This is a genomic window from Prevotella sp. CAG:255, assembly GCF_000431195.1.
Taxonomy (GTDB): Bacteria; Bacteroidota; Bacteroidia; order Bacteroidales; family Bacteroidaceae; genus Prevotella; species Prevotella rara.
Genome location: NZ_HF986759.1, coordinates 1 through 18,444 on the forward strand (window position 1 = coordinate 1; position 18,444 = coordinate 18,444).

Below are 18,444 nucleotides of genomic sequence, written 5' to 3' on the forward strand. Positions count from 1 at the left end.
TAACAACAAACTATGCACTTAGTTGCGGAATTAAGGTTATATCCAATTAGTCGATTGCAGGAGGGTGGAGACATTTGGGCTTGTGAAAGTCGTAGTCTCCTCCCGTTTTTTTAAAAAAAAGATCATTTACACTGTTGAAAATCAAGACACAAGCTAGACTGGACTTTTTTCTATTTCTTATTCTTACAAATTCTTTTTTTTCACAGATTTCTTATTTCCTGTTCCCTTTCTTTTATAGTTTTATTGATGCGCCTGAGTTCTGGCATTATGCTGCTGCATGATGCTTTGTTTTATCATGCGCAAGGTTGATCTTTAAGTTTTTGTATAAGTCTTACCGTCTGCTTTTCAGATGCCTGATATGCCTGTGAAAAACATGGTCTGAATATTCTCGCTTAAAGTGAAAATCCTGTATGTTTGCTTGCCGTTTTTTCATAAATGGTGGTGCTGACATACTTCAGCGCATCAGCCGGTGGGGATAAACAAAAAAGCCTGCATCCGCATGGATACAGGCTTATGTATTTTCGAAGCTTTTATTAGTTCAAAGCATCAGTTAATTCTGCTCCGGCCTTGAATTTCGCAGCCTTCTTAGCAGCAATCTGTATCTTCTCCTTTGTAGAAGGATTGATACCCTCGCGAGCCGGGCGCTCGTTAACGCTGAATGTTCCAAAGCCAACAAGTGCAACTTTATCTCCTGCTACGAGAGCGTCTTTGATGGCTGCAACGGTTGCGTCGAGTGCTTTCTTTGAATCAGCTTTTGACAAACCTGAGCCAGCAGCTATTTTTTCAATAAGTTCTGTTTTGTTCATAATTAAAATTGTTATTAAAATATTAGAGTATAAAATTATCCCAACCTATTTTTATCGCAAATATAGCCTAATCATTTTATTTGTCAAACAAAAAATAAAAAAAAGTGAAGAATTTAATGAAAAAAAGTTGGTATATGCCCTGCTTTATGCTATATAACAGATATTTTTAGTATTTTTGCCGACGTTTATTATGCTAGAAAAATTATTTTGAGTATGTTCAGAATACCTGCTATTACAAAGAATTTGCTGATTATCAACGTGCTGATGTTCGCCGCCACATGGGTGTTCGGCCGTCAGGGCGTCGACTTGAACAGCGTGTTTGGACTTCACTTCTTCCTCGCGCGCGATTTCCAGATATATCAGCTCTTCACTTATATGTTCATGCATGCCGGATTCACGCATCTGTTCTTCAACATGTTTGCCCTGTGGATGTTCGGCTGCGTGGTTGAGAATGTGTGGGGACCTAAGAAGTTTCTCTTCTATTATATGGTCTGCGGAGTCGGTGCCGGACTTATACAGCTGATAACACAGTTTGGCGAGTTCTACATGCTTGCCAGCGACCAGATACCGGGCTTTGGCTTCGGCGATATAATGGCAGTGGCGCATAACAGTTCGGCCATTCTCAATCTTTGGACAACTGTAGGCGCGTCTGGTGCCATTTACGGTGTGCTGCTTGCTTTCGGCATGCTGTTTCCTGAGGAGCGCCTGTTCATATTCCCGCTTCCGCTGCCGATAAAGGCCAAGTGGTTTGTGTGTATCTACATCGTTGTTGAGCTGTTGTCGGCTCTCGGCACGTCAAACAGCAGTGTGGCTCATTTCGCCCACCTCGGTGGCATGCTCTTCGGATGGCTGCTGATAAGATACTGGCGCAACAATCCGGGCGGAGGAACTTTCGGAAGGTCGAAGGGACAGCAGTTCTTCGACAATCTGAAGAGCAACTGGGAGCGCCGCTCTCACCGCAAGTCGGACAATGCCGGAGGATATGACAGGACAAGAAACGAATCAGACTGGGACTATAATGCCCGCAAGAAGGCTGAACAGGACGAGATAGACCGCATACTCGACAAGGTTAGACGAAGCGGATACGACAGCCTGAGCGAGGAGGAAAAACGTAAACTCTTTGACGGAGGAAAATAGCACATGACGGATGTGCTTCATTGTGAATGAAAAAAATTAAAGACCTTACTTTGCAGATAATAGCCGGGGCCAATGTGGCAACGGCTGTTACCATGTTTCTGGTAGGCCTGTCGGACCGCATCAATCCGACAGAGCATCCTATAATGGCCAATATCGGACTGATATTTCCAGGCTTTATATTTATCAATTTCTGCTTTCTAGTCTTTTTCGCGGTGTTCAGGCGGAGGTACATGCTTATTTCCCTGCTTGGTTTTGTTGTCAGCTATTCTTCCGTGCGTACTTACTGGCCGCTTAACATCAGCCGCGACGTGCCGCCTGGCTCGATAAAGGTGATGTCGTATAATGTGCATAATTTTGCCAGCGACAATGCCCCTGAAGGACACGACAATCCGATACTTGAATATATTGTGGCTGCCGATGCCGACATCGTGTGCCTGCAGGAAGCACGCATTGACGATGACATAAAAAACGCGATAAAGGGCGTATACGAATACATCGACTCTGTGAGGAGCAAGGACGGGGGCGAGTGTCTCGTCTTGATGAGCAAGTATCCGATAGTGGCGCGTGAGCGCATCGACTATGTTTCTAAGGGCAACGTCAGTGCTGCCTTTAAGGTGAAAATGGACGGCGACACGGTTACTGTGGTGAATAATCACCTTGAGACCTCCGGACTGTCGCTTGCTGACCGTGCCGGCTTCAAGGACATGGTTAAGGGCAAGGCTGGAAGCGACACGGTGAGGGCAGAGTCGAAACGCCTGGCAGTAAAGCTGGGAGAGTCGGCCAAGATACGTGCGCCGCAGGCTGAGGCCGTGGCCGAATATGTGAGGAATAGCGGCGACAACGTGATTCTTTGCGGCGACTTTAACGACAACCCCATATCGTACACTCACCGTACTCTGGCGCGCGAGCTTACCGACTGTTATGTTGAGTCGGGCAACGGTCCGGGCATATCCTATCACCACAACGCCATCTTTGTGCGCATAGACAACATAATGTGCTCAAAGCTGTGGCAGCCCTATAAGTGCAAAGTTGACAGAAGTATCGGCTATTCAGACCATTACCCCATTTATTGTTGGCTCAAAAAGCGTGGAAAGGATAAAAATAACCGCTAAAATGAATAATAAGAGGCATTAAATTTTTCAAAGTTTAAAAAAATAATTATCTTTGTGCCCTATTAATATCAAACTCGAAAAAACATTAAAAATTAATAATAATCAAAATGCAAAACAAAGGAATTGTAATTGTTACAGCCGTCTTACTGACGCTTGCAAGCATTTTCTATTTGTCTTTCTCTGTCGCAACTAGCTATTACGACAGTCAGGCAGCAAAGATTAAAGACCCGATTGACCAGCAGAACTACAAGGATTCTGTTAAATATCTGGGTATTTATTCTTACCAGAAGTGCTTGGAGACGCAGATTGGTCTGGGTCTTGACCTTAAAGGCGGTATGAACGTAATCCTCGAGATTTCTGTTCCTGATGTTGTAGACGTGCTGGCTGACCACAAGACAGACGCTGCCTACGTTAAATCAATGGAACAGGCTAAGAAGGAGGAAGAGACAAGTCAGAGTGATTTTATCTCTCTTTTCATTAAGTATTATCATCAGAATGCGCCCGGACATCGTCTGGCTGAAGTTTTTGCCACACAGCAGCTTAAGGGCAAGGTGAGCACACAAAGCTCTGACGCTGAGGTGGAGAAGGCTCTGCGCGAAGAGGTTCAGTCGGCTATCGACAACTCTTACAACGTAGTGCGCAACCGTATCGACAAGTTCGGCGTTGTTCAGCCCAATATCCAGAAACTTGAGGGACAGCAGGGCCGTATCATGGTAGAAATGCCTGGTATCCGCGAGCCTGAGCGTATCCGTAAACTTCTTCAGGGTAGCGCCAACCTCGAATTCTGGGAGACATTCAACAGCGAAGAGGTTACTCCGTATCTGGCTCAGATCAACCAGCGTCTTGCTGCCGGTTCGTCTGCTACAGCCGCTGATACAACTGCTGTAAGCGACAGCACAGCTGCCAAGGCTGAGCCCGCAAAGGCAGAGGCTAAGCCTAAGTTCCAGATAAAGAACGACGCAAAGAACGCTGCCAAGGCTACTGAGACTGATGCACAGCTCGCTCTCGCCAAGAAGCAGAATCCTCTGCTGGCTATGTTGCAGCTGGCTCCGCAGGGCTCACTGAGCGTTGTAGGATATGCTAACGTACGCGATACAGCAGCAATCAACAAGATTATCACATCAGAACTTGCCAAGCAGGTGCTCCCGTCTAACCTGAAACTTCTTTGGGGCGCTAAGCCTGCTGACGGACTTTCTGTAAAGAATGTGTTCGAACTTTATGCAATAAAGGTTACACAGAGCAACGGACGTGCTCCGCTTGAAGGCGACGTGATAACATATGCTACAGACCAGTTTAACAACGTTACAGGTGCTCCTGAGGTAAGCATGACCATGAACTCAGACGGTGCACGCCGCTGGGCAGCCCTTACAAAGGCTAATGTGGGTAAGGCTATTGCCATCGTGCTCGACGATGCTGTTTACAGCGCACCTCGCGTAAGCGGTGAAATTCCTGGCGGACAGTCGTCTATCAACGGTAACTTCACCATTGAGGATACAAAAGACTTGGCCAACACGCTTAAGTCAGGACGTATGCCTGCACCTGCACGCATCGTTCAGGAAGACGTCGTAGGACCTTCTCTCGGTGCTCAGTCAATCCAGCAGGGTCTTATCTCGTTCGTTGTAGCCTTCGTATTGCTGATGATCTACATGATCGTCATGTACGACCTGATTCCGGGTATGATGGCCAACTTGGCACTTATACTTAACCTCTTCTTTACGTTAGGTATTCTAACCTCCTTCCAGGCGGCGCTGACCATGCCGGGTATTGCCGGTATCGTGCTGTCATTGGGTATGGCCGTCGACGCTAACGTGCTTATCTATGAGCGTACCAAGGAAGAGTTACGCAAGGGCAAGCAGCTCAAGCAGGCTATCGAGGCCGGCTATGGCAACGCCTTCTCTGCTATCTTCGACTCTAACCTTACCTCAATCATAACAGGTGTCATCCTTTATGTCTTCGGTACAGGTCCTATCCGCGGATTCGCCACAACTCTTATAATCGGTATCTGCTGCTCATTCTTTACAGCCGTTTATCTTACACGTCTCGTTTATGAGCACAAGATGAAGAAAGACAAGTGGCTGAACCAGAACTTCACAACAAAGATATCTCGCAAGTTCCTGCAGGGCACAAACATCGGCTTTATGTCAATGTATCGTAAGACCTTCACAATAGCAGGTATCGCAGTTGTGCTGTTCGCTATCAGCTTCGCAGTTCGCGGTCTCAGCAAGAGCATCGACTTCACAGGTGGACGTAACTATGTAATCAAGCTTGAGAAGGCCGTAGAGCCTGAGCAGGTAACTGCAGTGCTCCGTCCGGCATTCCCGAACAGTACAGTGAGCGCAATTGCATTGGGTACAGACCACAAGACCATCCGTATTTCAACTAACTATAAGATTGACTCTAACAATCCGGCAGTTGACAACGAGGTAGAGGACATCCTGTTCAAGTCGCTCTCAAGCGCAGGCATGGTGACACAGAAGAGCGTAGAGGTGTTCAAGAATCCTGATGTACGCGCAGGCGGCTCTATTATCAGTAGTGCCAAGGTGGGTCCGTCAGTTGCTAAGGATATCACTTACGGAGCTATCATAAGCGTCATATTCGCTCTTATAGCCATCTTCTTATACATCCTCATCCGTTTCCACAATGTAGCCTTCTCTGTTGGTTCAACAGTGGCTCTGGCTCTCGATACGATAATCGTTATCGGCTTCTATTCAGCATTGTGGGGTTTGGTTCCGTTCTCTCTCGAAATCGACCAGACGTTCATCGGAGCTATCCTTACCGTTATCGGTTATTCAATCAACGATAAGGTGGTTGTGTTCGACCGTATACGTGAGAACCTCGGACTGTACAAGAAGCGTGACTACTGGACAATATTCAACGACTCTCTGAACGAGACATTGGCACGTACAATCAACACGTCTTCAACAACGTTGCTGGTATTGCTTTGTATCTTCTTCCTTGGAGGTGACAGCATCCGCAGCTTCTCGTTCGCGATGATTCTCGGTGTTGTATTCGGTACACTGTCTTCAATCTTCATTGCAGCTCCTATTGCTTACATCACTTTAGGTCGCAAGGCCAACAAGACATCAGAGGTTAAGGCTGCATAAGTGTTTTGCTGAATAAGACGTTAAGTCATATATTCAATATAAATGGGTGGATACGCATCAATGTGTATCCACCTTTTTTGTTACGGATCGGATGTCTTGCAGAATTGTTCTTAATCCTGAATAGTCAGCAGCCTGGATATGTTCTGCCTGTTGCAAGTGTATTGATGCCTCCAGTAGTCTTCTTTGTTGTATTCTTGCATTTGTTTTCCTTTGAGTAGCCAAATGGTTAATCCGTTCAATCTAAGTCTGTACAGCAGAACTATAATGACTGATGTAGGCTTAAATTTATGCCTTTTATTTGGCTTTTCATCGCTTCGAGTCTGTTTCTGACGTACATCTTCTAATTAATGTAGAATTGATGGCACATCATGTAAACCTAAATGCAGACATATCTAGGTCTTATGTCACGATGATGTTCTTTTTTAAACCAGACCTGTTTGTTAGTATTCGGTCTGTATTTTTGCTTTGTATTGATTGGGTTTTGTTTGATTATTTGCAGACACTTTTATAATTGGCTAACGCCGAACGGCGTTTCATAGTGGTTAACGCTTAGCTTCATTTACGCTTAACGTCTTGCGCCAATAGAAATCAAAAGACGTGCTGAAATCATGAATGCACTATAGATAAAAACTATGTGTGATCTAATGACATATTTGGCTTTAAATTCTCAAAGTGTAAAAAGCAGAATAATTGTTGATTAATTGGCTGTATTTGCTTTTCACGTTGCATTTGTGTAGATTTATGTAGCTGCGCTTTTATATTCTTATTATTCCATAAAATTTTACTTTTTGCAATCAATTCTACTAACGTTGGCGAGTAAAAATTTAGGACAAAATAATTTTTCAATCTAGAAATCTGATGTGTAACGGATGTTAAATTTAATGCGCTTGTATGTCTTCTTTATTAACATACGTTTGCTTTTAGCTGTTTTAAGCGAGCCAAAACATGCGTTTTTTGTGTCTTAATCTATGACTTTTGAATAGAAAACGGCCTGCTTTCACTTCGTAAAAGGCCCACTTTCGCACCGTAAGTGGGCGAGTAATATTTTTTAACTCTTGCTGTTTTGTCGCTCAGCGTGCGTAATGTGTTGAATGATAATGATTTAACATAAACGCCCTATTTTGGACGTTTTTCATGTAAAATCCTGTATTCGTGAAGACTATCGCTGCTCTGAGAGCGTTAATTGTTCGGCTGACGTCCGAAATATTTACATTTTAGTCTATGCGTCTATCCCCAAAATGGTTTTTCTCAAGGTCGCCGTTGTGGCGTCATTCGTGCAGTTCAATCTCGCCATTGAACGATATCATCTCGCGTTGCTGCGGCATGACGTTTATCGACGCACTGCCGTTGTCAAACACATCAATATAGAATTTATATGTATCCTCATCGTTTTTCACGCTGAACTCCACGTGCTTTCTGTCGCGTTTAGGCTGCGTTATCTTGAAGTCCTCTGTCACTCCGCTGAAGTTGAGCCCCTTTCCGCCGCTGTAAGGCACGTTATAAGCCCTGCCGAAGTAGGGCAGATACGACACCACGCTGTCGCCTTTAATCCTCAGGTCGAAGTCTGCCGTCAGCTGTACCGACATGCCCCTCGTAGGGTGAGCCGTCTGCACGTTTATCTTGAAGTCGCGGTTGCACACCGCCCTGCTTATCATCTCGGCCTTCTCCTGTTTCTTCCTGTCATTCTGTTGCCTGTCCGTCGTGGCGCATGCCACAAGAATTATTGCCGCGGTTATTATAAATAAAATCCTTTTCATATGTCACATCAAAAATAAATTTCTTTCATTCCGTTCCCTGTCGTTCGCCTCTTCACGCCATTTCCCGGCTATTAGCCGATGTTGCAAAATTAGCCAATTTCTCATTATATAGTCTTTCCTCTAAATCTTTTTAAGATAAATTGATTCAAGTTGTTCAAACAGTTGTTTAGCGTGGTTAAAATGTGTGGAGCTTATGTCCCGTATCGTTAAAATAATATCATGTTTAATAGCTTTTGCATGAGCATATATCTAATGTCTCTGCTTCTAATGTTGCATGTTGATTGAATTCTTGATTCGTGAAAATCTTATATAAAATAAAGAGTTTATTTTGTCTATATAACTTTATCCAAAAACAAAAATGATACGATTTTAATTCGTATCATTTTCCAATTATTATTTTACCGTAAATTCAGACAATTTTATAACGTCTCCTCTATCCGGCCAACTTGCGTATAAAGCGTCATCTTCAAGGCTCTTCACTATCACAATTTTCTGTGAAGGATTTATTTCAGTGAGAAAGTAGTATTTGTCAACAGAAATATGATAGTTGCTTGTATTACCGTCGTGTTCAATAATGAGTGAGAATGTTGTCTTGCTGATAAACACATCTTTGATATGATAAGCGTCAGACATGTCTGCAAAGCCTGATATGGCTTCTTTGGTTTTCTTAAATTCGGCTTCGCCCTGCTGTTCGTCCCATATACTTAATATTCTTGCCCACACTTTTTCGTCTTTGCCTTCGGGATTGTCAAAGTTTATCATCTGTAAGGTTTCGGGCAGTCCTAACGGTGTGCCGTTGTCGGGAATGACTTCTATGTTAAGTTCGTGCTGAGACTCATCGTATTCATAAAGGTAAAAACAGCATTTGCGCTCTTTTCCGTATCCTTCGAATACTTGTAACACGGGCGGGTCGTCCTCCTTGTCGATAGTCCAGAAATTCAGTATAAGCGTTTTGTCAATGGTGAAAGTCTCTATGTCTTTGCCGGCTTTCATGCGCATTGCTATATAAAATCCGTTTGTGCCACGTTGGTATGTTTGGCAGACAAGAAGCCATATTTCGCTGTCCTGGCCATAGCTGCTGTGCGGCAAACGCCAGTAGCTCCGCTTTCCGAAGTTGAAAATGCGCAACAGTTTGAGGGCTTCATTTCTAAAGTTTTCTTCAGTATAATATCTAAATATTATGATAAAATTGTGAATAATATTCCAAAGGGCTTGTGCATTGTTAAGTCTTTTCATGTTTTCTGCGGCTTCGTGTGCATCGTGTCTTTCAGGGTAAATATACGACAGGATATTTTCGAGCATGTCGACTATTTTCCATGTCTCTTTCTTTTTGATATATTTATATGCATCAATGCCGTTTGCCTTTATGAATATCATTGCCACGATGCCCCAATAAACATCGCGCTCATCGTTCTTAAGGTCGATGAGCACAGGCATGATCTCGTCTTTGAACTTATGCGAAAAGTTGTCGTATTCGTTGCACGTTAAAGATATTATCAGATTTTTTATCCATTCAGGATTTCGTGTGTCCATCTCTGATATAAGTTTGTCGTAAAAGAATTTCACGCCGTAGAATATCCGTGCAATTTTGTAAAGATGTTCTTCATAAAGTCCGAATCTGTTACATATCTGTTCGGTGATTTTGTTTATGGTGTCGTCCTTAACCTTCCCTTCCGACAGTCTGTAAATAACCATCTTGCCATTATATCCTAATTCTTTTGCCAGTGCAGAGTGTGACGGTGCAAAGGCTTGGTTTTCAATCAGACATTGCAATATCTCCAGTTTCTCGTTCATCTTGTATCAGTTTATGCAGTTTTTGGTACTATTTCAATTCCACCTTTCAAATGTAGTTTTTTCTTTCTGTTTTAAAGAATGATTATCCGTATTTTTGTGAAAAAATAAATGAAGCAATACAAATTTTCATATAAAAGAGCGTCATGTTCGGGCAAAAAACGTATCTTTGCAATATCCGGCGGGAGAAATCGCCGGATTAATAAGGAAAGCGTTGATGCTTTCATCCTAAGGAACGAAATCGCCAAATTCAATACCAGAAGGATGAAGGGACATGACGCTCATCCGTTTTTGTATATGTCGTTACGGCTATTGCCGTATTTACATATCAGAACGGCGTGGGAGTATTGTTTCTGTTCATTTCTGGTTAGGCGTTTGGCGATGCCTGTTTCTTGATGAATGGCAGCAAGTCCTCACGCCTTTTCCGTAATGTTAAATCTAATGCCGACTTCGTGGACTTATAGGTGTGTAAAACTATGAGGGGGAAATATTGTTTTGATGTAGTTGGACAAGACAGCATTAATAAGCTGCATTATTCAATACTGGACTTGTTTTGATGTATTGTGAAGTTTCTTGAAAGATAGAACTTTCTCTATATAATTATGGTAAATGGCAATGATGAATCTGTCATGGCCTTCTGTTAAAATAATAAAAGATGAATTATTATGAACCTGAAAATGGATTGTGTACAACTTTATAAATTCCTCTCTTTACAAAATTAAAACATGCAAATAATTAGGAACACATACTTTTGTACGGAAATGTTACTTAAATCAAAACTAAATATAAATCATAAATAACTATAAATAAGGAGATTAAAACTATGCCATTATTTAGAATAACATTAAAGAGGATGAAAAATTCAAACGGGATACGTCTTGAACCTGGTATGAGTGTTGATGTGTCTTCATCATCATTCAGTAATCCTGTTTCGACAAATGGAGGTAAACTCGTTGCTGATGCCTTTTATCGCGTGTATGGCGTTGATATAAAAAAGGCTGGTGCGCTGAATATGGTTGACTTAGATGTAATACAAATTGGATAATTATGGAAACACTTGATCTTTTGCAAACTGCGACAAAATTGGTTAAGCTGATGGGATTGCTTGATCAGCAAGCAGATAAAATTCTTCCACAAGAAATTGTAAGTATTGTGAAACTTCATAGCAAACTTGCTGTTGGTGCTGCATGGATTCCTGTACCAGGTGCTGATATTGCGGCAGGTGCAGCTGCAATATGGGGTATGTATATTAGGATTAACGGTAAAATAAAATTAAAAGTAAAAGATAATGTCATTAAGACAATAGCCTCAGGTATTGGAACTAATCTTTTAAGCTATGTTGCAATGAGTGGAGTAGCCAGTAGCTTAAAATTTATCCCGGGTTTGGGCACGTTGGGAGGGGCATTAATAATGAGTGCTTCGCAATATGCTATTACGCTTACGGCAGGATGGGTCTATTTAAAAGCTTTGTGCGTGTTGGCTGAAAAGAATGGACCAGAGCTTGATATCAGTAAACTTAATAGTGCCGTCAAGGATGTGCTTTCACAAAAAGATTTAATCAAAAATATTTTTGAGCAAGCAAAGAAAGAGGGGAAAAAACTTAGGTAGTGAGGCTTTTTGATAATCTGTTATAAAAATAATAACCAAGAATATATAATTATGCCAAGAAATTTGATTTGTCCTAAATGTGGTAAATATCAGAATAATGATAAAATAAAAAGAAAAGTTAAGACAGGATTAAAGAACGTTGGAAAATTTGCTATTCGCGAAAGTGCTAAGGAAGGGGTTGGATTTATTGCCGATTCTGTTACTCCTGGAGCAGGCAGATTAGTAAAAAATTTTTTTAGTCCAGAAATGAATGTCCTATTAGATGAAGTTGGATTAAAAACACAATCTTTAAATTCTGTAAAATACATCTGCCATAATTGCGGATGTCAATGGGACGGATATGATAGGCCCGATATATTTAACGATGTTCAGAAAGCAACTGTGTTGTCAATGAAAAAAAAAGAAATGTCAGATAAACACGCAGATTTTTCTGTCTGGCTAATGTTAACGTTTACGAATCTCATATTTGCTGGGATATGTTTTTGGATGTATTCGTATCGTCATATTGATATTGAAACTACATCTAACTGGTTGTTTGGTGAAATTCAGACACAAACGTATTCGTGGCATTATTATGTATTTTGGCCTATGATTATCATTATTGGCAGTCTCTTTTTAGGTTTTTTATGTAAATCTATGAGTTGTTTTGAAAAATACTTGGCTGTTAAGAATTGTAATTTAGAGGATTATGCAAAAAAAATAGGTCTGTGAGAATTTAATCTATGGCAAATAGGAGTAAGTTAAGTCGATGATAATACCAAGAGCATATTGTCATGCTTATTTTTCTTATGTATGGTAAAATAACGACATAGTGCAATTGTCTATAGACAAATATAAACTCTGTTTAGGAGATGTTATAGTCCTTTTTGCTGATGAGCATAGATCTTTTTATATAAAAAGCAACTTGACATCATTTTTATAAATAATATGCAAGAAATATTAGAAAATAAATATTATGGAAATTTTATTAATAATTTTGATTATAGTATTGGTACTTGTATCTTTTCGTCTTCGTTATAAGCAGGAACAAGTTGTAGGATTGTCACGTGAACAGTTGTTGCAAAAACATAGAAATGCTTTCTTCGTATATCGCTTTTGGGTGATATTATCTATTGTGATGTTTATAGCTGGGTATATTTTGGCAGAATATTTCCCAATTTATGAGACGGAAGAATATGAATATTGGTTTTTCGGTACAGAGAGAGGAACACATGAGGTGTTGACGGCTACAGCTTGGTGGTCTTATATATTGAGAGGTTTGGCTATAATTATTTTCATACCCGCAATCATAGGATTTTTCGATCGTCTTAGTGCAATAAATAAATATAAGAATATGTCTGCCGATAGCTATAGTAGCCTTCAGGAAAAAACACTGAAAGATATAAAGAAACAGGATGAATACGCAAAAAATGCGAAACGTGCTAAAACTGCAATGAATATTTTTGATAAAATATTTAATCAATGAAATAATGATTGCTTTGTAGAATTAGGCACGATATTTATTGCTAATTTCTGAAGTTAAACTTCTTTGTTGAGAAAAATATTTTCGGATAAGAAAGTGACAGTGTAAAATAAATGTAAGTATTTGAATTTGTATTATCAAGATAAAACATTGATTTATAATGGTATCATTTAAATTTGAATAAATATTATACAGATGAAATGTCATGTTTGACATATCTTTTCTAATTTAAATATTTATGTGTACCAATACTATTCTTTTTTGATACAATCTTTTTTGGCATAGATTTTTCCTGAAATCTTATGCCAAAAAAGATTGTAATGGAATGACTTTGTCGCAATTTCAATATATATCGCTTATGAAAAATCTCAAGAAAATGGTGGCGGAACTGCTTGAAGAACTGGAGGTTGGGTATGTCATCAATGAAGAGAAAAGCAGTTTTGAGTTTGACCTGCAGGCGGAATATGTCAAGGTGTCGATGTGTCTTGTGTTTCATGAAGCGAACAGGATGCTTTACAACCTGAGCTATCTTACATCCTGCCTGCCAAGAGAAAGTATGACGGACGTGCTCTATAAGATTAATGAGATACACTATATGGCGTTTAATCAGGCACACATGTATCTGTCTGTAGACGAATGCAGGCTTATGGCACAGGCCATGATTAACGTGCCAGAAGACGGACTTAGTCTGGACGTCTTTGCTAATTTCCTGCTGGCTACCTGCAATCTGCTCAACGATAATTATAACGACCTGATGAAGGTGGCCTATGAACGTAAGGTTGAGAGCAAGATGATATATACAAAACTGAATGCTGATGATAACGGTCAAGATATGTGCGTCAACTGAACATCGGTTGAATGTATTAACTTTGTAAGGCGATATATGTGCTATTTGCGGGTTTGCGTGTGATGATGATAAATGCGGTTGATATAAATTGATTAACTTCGATTCTGCAGAATGTGCCTTTATGGGTGAAGATGCAGAAGGTGATAAAGGTGAAAACAAATTTTATAACAAAAATAGACTATGAAATTTAAGAAAATTGATAAGGATGAGCTGGTGGGCAATGTCGTTGTTGGAGGCGTTTTGGCTGGATTGGTATTAAGCATTCCATTTGTAATGTTGGCAGATGGTGTAAAGAAGATTTATAACCGTATACCTGCCGTTGCAAGAAAGCGCGAGAGACTTAATGCCGAGATTCGTAAACTGGAGAATATTCTCGGGCTTGAAGGCCGTGATGAAACCTGCGTGCAGTATGATCCTTATTTCTACAGAAATTTTTCACGCGACAGACTTCATTATTATTATGCGCTGAAGAATAAAGTGGAGAGGGGATATAAGAGTCCGGACATTGTCTTGGCAATGAAAATAAAGAAACCTGAAATAAATTTCCTGGATATGCTGGAATCACCTATTTGTCGTGCCAATTCAGGCCCGAGTAAATATATTGTTTATCTGATGGCAGACAAAGGCATTTATAACATCCCTGACGAAGCTGTGCAAAAGGTGCTGAAAGAAGATTTGGGAATGGAGTTGGTAGATGATGACTTTAAGTCTTTAGGTTTGACTACATTGTCTGAATGCGGACGCCCCGGAGATTATTTCATTATGTCTGCTCCCGGTGAGTTCCTTTATGAAGATGTTTCATACAAGAATGAGACGATAAAGAAACTGATAGAAGACTTTAGACAGAGAATTCAGAAGTTGTAATGCTCGGCCTTGCTTATGGCATGTGTCTTTGTATGGTACAAGGCACAGTGTTGCCTTTTAGCATGAAGATGTGATCCTTTTCTTGATATTGTAATGCAGGAATATCATATCTTGGAATAAGAATTAAGACACAGTCCAAAATTTTGTGTAAATGTAAACAGGATTCAGTTGTGATTTTCCTCTTATATCTGGATTTTGTTTACATTTACACAAAATATTTTATAGTGTCAAGATTGACGGCGCTTGTCGCAGATTGTTTCTTTGGGAGCAAGCCGGAATCATTACCTTTACATATGTAGAATACACAACAACTTGAACTTTCTTGATATTTTTATCCAAAAGTCGTGTAAAGATGAGATAAGGCTGTGCCGAAACGGGTTATTCTTTTTTCAGTAATTTGTCGATATTTTCTTTTATATCATTAAGAATGGCATGATAATTATTCCAATGAGATTCATCAGATATTGTAGAGTTGGGATGATGTGTCTTGTAAGCTAACTCCACTTCTCTGATTGGCAATTTTGCCACATCATGTACAGATAAGGAGGCAAGGGGTGACGGATTGTCATCCACGGTAAAGTTTTCTTGAATATATTTATAATACGTGTTCTCGCCTGGTCCTGTGAAGAAGATCAGTATGTTTGGCTTAAGGATTTCTACTTCTTTAGGAATGACATGGAAATATTTATGTTCAATCTCATGTACTGAAGCATTGACAGGGCCACCTCCCGACTTTGTAACGGCTGACAGTTTGGAGATATTGTTCCAAATCATTGAGATGGTTTTACCTGGATAAGATTTTTCCATCTCTTCCATTAAACATGAGAGAATGCCATTTATGGAGAATTTAAATAATCGGCTTCTTAACTTGTCTTGGTCAAAGTATCCGCCATTCTTGTACGGTACATAATTATCGCCCAAGAATTTTTCATATGTATACATCAGGTCACCCACATCTGGAGTTTTCATGTCTTCATCCCATTTCTCCCACATATAAGGTTCTTGGCCGAAAAACATTATTCTTATGTCCGCATGAGTATACCAAGCTTCGTTTTCCGGTATTTCTTCTAAACACAGTTTATTTTCTTCACGTTTTTTCTCAATGTCCGATATTCGTAATGCAGAAATCAAAAACGGGCATTGCAATTGGTTTCTCAGTCCGTTGGCCTTTAACTGTTTAATTAAGTTTTCCCATTTGCTATTATAAAGCGTGGTTAATTCTTCTGATAACGTATTCATAATCAATAATATTTTTATTAAGGTTTCACCAAAAGTAAATGTTTATTTCTTGATTTACAAGTGTTGTTAAGATTATTTATTATTCATACCAATTCCTATGTTTTTTAAGACGTATCAGGTAATAAAGCCGTTCAAGATTTTAGGTTCGTCCATACTATTCAGCTGCTTTGAAATTATAGACAGGCTTTATCACATTCACAATGTTTACGGTATCTTTGATGTTTCCGATGATCTCATCCTTCGGCTTGTATGCCATTGGCGATTCGTCTTTTGTACCTTCGTTCACGCTCTCGGTATAGATGCTTTGCATTGACTTTGCGTAATCGTCCAAGCTTATGCTGTTGAAGGCTTGCTTGCGGCTCATGATGCGTCCTGCACCGTGCGGGGCCGAGCAGTTCCAGTCGGTATTGCCCCTGCCGATGCATATCAATGATCCGTCACGCATATTAAGCGGAATGATGCACTTCTGTCCTTCGTAGGCGGCTATTGCACCTTTGCGGATGATGTTGTCTAGGCCGATATAGTTGTGGACGCTCTCGAAGGGCTTTTCTTCACATGTACTAATATCGGCAGAGCCTTGGGCTACGAGCCAGTCTGTGATAAGCTCCGCAATCATTTGGCGGTTTATTTCTGCCCAACGCTGACACAGGCGCATGTCATTCAGATAGTCGTCGCGGTAGCGTCCTTCAAGGTAAGATAATTCCTGTGGTACGGCAGGCTTCTTAGTCTTGAATGAGCAATGCAACTGGCGTATGGCTTCATGTAACTCCGACTTGCGTCCAGCAGCCTTATACTCTGCTATCATCTGTTCTTTCACTTCCATAAGTTCCGCCCAGCCTAATTGGCACTTTATTGCCAACTTCTGATATATATCGGCTACTTGCTTGCCGAGATTTCTGCTTCCGGTATGTATAACAAGGTAATATAAACCAGCCTCGTCGCGGTCAACTTCGATAAAATGGTTGCCGCCGCCGAGTGTTCCTATCAACTTGTACAGCCGCTTGTTATCTTTCAGATCGCGGTTGCAGCGCAGGGCTTTTACAATTTCCTTGGCCTCGCGGTAGCCGTCCATGTATTTGTCGGGCAGTGGAGCAGAAGTGGCGTTGCGGTGGCCATGTCCTGATGGTATGTTATGCAAGATAAACTCGTTAAGTGCGTGCCAGTCGATGTCTTTTATACATACGAACGGCCTTACATATATTCCGCAACCGATGTCAACTCCAACAATATTAGGGATGATCCTCTCCCCGAGATTGCCGGTAAAGCCGATTACGCAGCCTGCCCCGGCATGCACATCGGGCATGATGCGAATTTTGCACTTTCTGAAAACATCGATGGACATCAGCTCCTTGATTTGCTCAACGGCGTTGTCTTCAATGTTGTCAGTATAGATTTTTATATTGTAGTTTTCTATGGTTTTCATTTTTTATGAAAGGATACGTATCTTTAATTGTTTTTTCTCGTCTTCAATCAACTGATCCCACAGATGTGAACGCTGCAAAGCGGATGCAGGGATATAGTCCTGATATTTTTCAAGGAATTCCATGCTATACAATTTGTCCCGATTATAGCAGTCTATGATTTTGCTCCAATCCCAATACTCGGCAAAATCATCCAAAAGTGCGTGAGTAAGTTCGATATTGGAGTTTCCCGATAATTCATGCCAGTTCCAATATTCCTTGTATTTCTCCAGATTTTCCGCCGTAAACAGATGTTTATTGTCAGAACCGGAAAGTTCCTCCCAATCAACTTTGTTTTTGAACTTCTCTATCATGGATGTGGTCCAAAGGATGTTTCTATTGCAGGAAATTTCTTTCCACGATACCTTGTCCTTGTATTTTTCCAACATTTGCTCATTCCACGCAAACTCGCTTGATAGTTCTTTCCATGCGGCTTCTTCCAATACTTTTGCCATAAAATCGTTGTTCCAATTCTTTGCTGCCATATTACATGTTTTTTAATGGTTTAACATCAATTCTGCTGCAAAGTAAAGATTGGTAAGTGCCAAATTAAGGCATAACATAAGGAATAATATGAATATATGAAAAAGACAAGGATGTGCCGTGGCTTTTCATAAGTAAACAAGTAACTTTATTGCATAACATTAAGTCAATAATAGTATGGCTGCAAATCTCTTTAGACGGTAGATACCCCGCTGTTATAGACGTTTTATGTTTCGAAAATCAATGAACTTTGGCATGATCATCTGTGGCAATCATGATGCTTGCTTATACGGAGCTAAAATAGACGGGTTGGATAAGAATATGTGCATTACTTATGTAATCTGCGTCTTTTGTGTCTCTAAAACGTGCCCTTTTGCATGCTGAAAGGCCATGTTTTGCAGTGTAAAAGGCATGCTTTTATATGTCAGCGTTTTGTCTTATGCAGATTTTAATATAATGGCATTTATAACGTCTGCTGCACATTCTTGTTGTAATGTTTATGTTCTTGTGTTGATGATACGGGCGAATATATTTTTAAAAGGAACTCATCACTCGTCACATTGCAGCTTAACCTGTTGTCGCTCAGCGCGTTATAGCGTGATGAGTTGCTGGCCCAACTCATCACATAACATGGAGACAGCCGATAGTGTGACGAGTTGGAAAATCAACTCGTCACATCGTAATAGATTGAATGTCAAATTATTACATGCAGATGTGACGAGTGATGAGTTTCTTTAAAAACTTTAATGAATGTCCGCAAGTTGCCAATCAATA

At 40.6% G+C, this 18,444-nt stretch carries 15 protein-coding genes; 9 read left to right on the plus strand and 6 right to left on the minus strand.

What is annotated here, in order from left to right; translation table 11 throughout:
• Window positions 1-533 precede the first annotated feature (533 nt).
• The gene (locus tag QVO66_RS00410) at window positions 534-806 is read right to left on the minus strand and encodes an HU family DNA-binding protein (RefSeq protein WP_021853382.1); all 273 of its coding nucleotides are present in this window, start codon (window positions 804-806) and stop codon (window positions 534-536) included.
• A gap of 213 nt (window positions 807-1,019) precedes the next feature.
• Between QVO66_RS00410 and QVO66_RS00415 the strand changes: the two genes are divergently transcribed.
• The 3 genes from QVO66_RS00415 to secDF all read left to right on the plus strand — a co-directional run bounded on the left by QVO66_RS00415 (window position 1,020) and on the right by secDF (window position 6,159).
• Window positions 1,020-1,943, plus strand: coding sequence for a rhomboid family intramembrane serine protease (locus QVO66_RS00415; protein WP_021853383.1), 924 nt, complete (start codon window positions 1,020-1,022; stop codon window positions 1,941-1,943).
• A 26-nt stretch (window positions 1,944-1,969) separates the two neighbouring features.
• Entirely contained in the window at window positions 1,970-3,055 is a 1,086-nt protein-coding gene (locus QVO66_RS00420; RefSeq protein WP_021853384.1) for an endonuclease/exonuclease/phosphatase family protein, read from the plus strand.
• Window positions 3,056-3,162: 107 nt separating this feature from the next.
• Window positions 3,163-6,159, plus strand: a complete 2,997-nt coding sequence (gene secDF / locus QVO66_RS00425; RefSeq protein WP_021853385.1) for a protein translocase subunit SecDF — start codon at window positions 3,163-3,165, stop codon at window positions 6,157-6,159.
• Between the two features lie 1,268 nt (window positions 6,160-7,427).
• Here the strand turns inward: secDF and QVO66_RS00430 are convergent.
• Complete coding sequence (locus tag QVO66_RS00430) at window positions 7,428-7,916, minus strand: DUF4251 domain-containing protein (RefSeq protein WP_021853386.1); 489 nt, start codon at window positions 7,914-7,916, stop codon at window positions 7,428-7,430.
• Window positions 7,917-8,309: 393 nt separating this feature from the next.
• A complete protein-coding gene (locus tag QVO66_RS00435) occupies window positions 8,310-9,710 on the minus strand; it encodes a hypothetical protein (RefSeq protein WP_021853387.1) in 1,401 nt (466 codons plus the stop codon).
• 820 nt (window positions 9,711-10,530) lie between these two features.
• On the opposite strand from QVO66_RS00435, the gene QVO66_RS00440 reads away from it, so the two are divergent.
• The 6 genes from QVO66_RS00440 (at window position 10,531) to QVO66_RS00465 (ending at window position 14,488) form a co-directional block, all read left to right on the plus strand.
• Entirely contained in the window at window positions 10,531-10,752 is a 222-nt protein-coding gene (locus tag QVO66_RS00440; protein WP_021853389.1) for a DUF6140 family protein, read from the plus strand.
• A 2-nt stretch (window positions 10,753-10,754) separates the two neighbouring features.
• Window positions 10,755-11,315: a hypothetical protein gene (locus QVO66_RS00445; protein WP_021853390.1), complete on the plus strand. Its 561-nt coding sequence runs from the start codon at window positions 10,755-10,757 to the stop codon at window positions 11,313-11,315.
• Window positions 11,316-11,366: 51 nt separating this feature from the next.
• Window positions 11,367-12,026, plus strand: a complete 660-nt coding sequence (locus QVO66_RS00450; protein WP_021853391.1) for a hypothetical protein — start codon at window positions 11,367-11,369, stop codon at window positions 12,024-12,026.
• 244 nt (window positions 12,027-12,270) lie between these two features.
• Window positions 12,271-12,780, plus strand: a complete 510-nt coding sequence (locus QVO66_RS00455) for a hypothetical protein (RefSeq protein ID WP_021853392.1) — start codon at window positions 12,271-12,273, stop codon at window positions 12,778-12,780.
• A 355-nt stretch (window positions 12,781-13,135) separates the two neighbouring features.
• A complete protein-coding gene (locus QVO66_RS00460) occupies window positions 13,136-13,624 on the plus strand; it encodes a hypothetical protein (protein ID WP_288172396.1) in 489 nt (162 codons plus the stop codon).
• Between the two features lie 180 nt (window positions 13,625-13,804).
• Entirely contained in the window at window positions 13,805-14,488 is a 684-nt protein-coding gene (locus QVO66_RS00465; protein ID WP_021853395.1) for a hypothetical protein, read from the plus strand.
• 378 nt (window positions 14,489-14,866) lie between these two features.
• On the opposite strand, the gene QVO66_RS00470 is transcribed toward QVO66_RS00465, so the two are convergent.
• The 3 genes from QVO66_RS00470 to QVO66_RS00480 form a co-directional block, all read right to left on the minus strand.
• Window positions 14,867-15,727 (minus strand): hypothetical protein, encoded by an 861-nt coding sequence (locus tag QVO66_RS00470; protein ID WP_021853396.1) that lies wholly within the window; start codon window positions 15,725-15,727, stop codon window positions 14,867-14,869.
• Window positions 15,728-15,881: 154 nt separating this feature from the next.
• On the minus strand, window positions 15,882-17,150 hold the full coding sequence (locus QVO66_RS00475; protein ID WP_021853397.1) for an RtcB family protein: 1,269 nt from the start codon (window positions 17,148-17,150) through the stop codon (window positions 15,882-15,884).
• A 3-nt stretch (window positions 17,151-17,153) separates the two neighbouring features.
• A complete protein-coding gene (locus QVO66_RS00480) occupies window positions 17,154-17,672 on the minus strand; it encodes a hypothetical protein (RefSeq protein WP_021853398.1) in 519 nt (172 codons plus the stop codon).
• Window positions 17,673-18,444: the final 772 nt, after the last annotated feature.

Excerpts from the sequence above, each read along its gene's own strand:
- QVO66_RS00410 (WP_021853382.1), bottom strand. The coding sequence starts at position 806 with ATGAACAAAACAGAACTTATTGAAAAAATAGCTGCTGGCTCAGGTTTG.
- QVO66_RS00415 (WP_021853383.1), top strand. The coding sequence starts at position 1,020 with ATGTTCAGAATACCTGCTATTACAAAGAATTTGCTGATTATCAACGTG.
- QVO66_RS00420 (WP_021853384.1), top strand. The coding sequence starts at position 1,970 with ATGAAAAAAATTAAAGACCTTACTTTGCAGATAATAGCCGGGGCCAAT.
- secDF (WP_021853385.1), top strand. The coding sequence starts at position 3,163 with ATGCAAAACAAAGGAATTGTAATTGTTACAGCCGTCTTACTGACGCTT.
- QVO66_RS00430 (WP_021853386.1), bottom strand. The coding sequence starts at position 7,916 with ATGAAAAGGATTTTATTTATAATAACCGCGGCAATAATTCTTGTGGCA.
- QVO66_RS00435 (WP_021853387.1), bottom strand. The coding sequence starts at position 9,710 with ATGAACGAGAAACTGGAGATATTGCAATGTCTGATTGAAAACCAAGCC.
- QVO66_RS00440 (WP_021853389.1), top strand. The coding sequence starts at position 10,531 with ATGCCATTATTTAGAATAACATTAAAGAGGATGAAAAATTCAAACGGG.
- QVO66_RS00445 (WP_021853390.1), top strand. The coding sequence starts at position 10,755 with ATGGAAACACTTGATCTTTTGCAAACTGCGACAAAATTGGTTAAGCTG.
- QVO66_RS00450 (WP_021853391.1), top strand. The coding sequence starts at position 11,367 with ATGCCAAGAAATTTGATTTGTCCTAAATGTGGTAAATATCAGAATAAT.
- QVO66_RS00455 (WP_021853392.1), top strand. The coding sequence starts at position 12,271 with ATGGAAATTTTATTAATAATTTTGATTATAGTATTGGTACTTGTATCT.
- QVO66_RS00460 (WP_288172396.1), top strand. The coding sequence starts at position 13,136 with ATGAAAAATCTCAAGAAAATGGTGGCGGAACTGCTTGAAGAACTGGAG.
- QVO66_RS00465 (WP_021853395.1), top strand. The coding sequence starts at position 13,805 with ATGAAATTTAAGAAAATTGATAAGGATGAGCTGGTGGGCAATGTCGTT.
- QVO66_RS00470 (WP_021853396.1), bottom strand. The coding sequence starts at position 15,727 with ATGAATACGTTATCAGAAGAATTAACCACGCTTTATAATAGCAAATGG.
- QVO66_RS00475 (WP_021853397.1), bottom strand. The coding sequence starts at position 17,150 with ATGAAAACCATAGAAAACTACAATATAAAAATCTATACTGACAACATT.
- QVO66_RS00480 (WP_021853398.1), bottom strand. The coding sequence starts at position 17,672 with ATGGCAGCAAAGAATTGGAACAACGATTTTATGGCAAAAGTATTGGAA.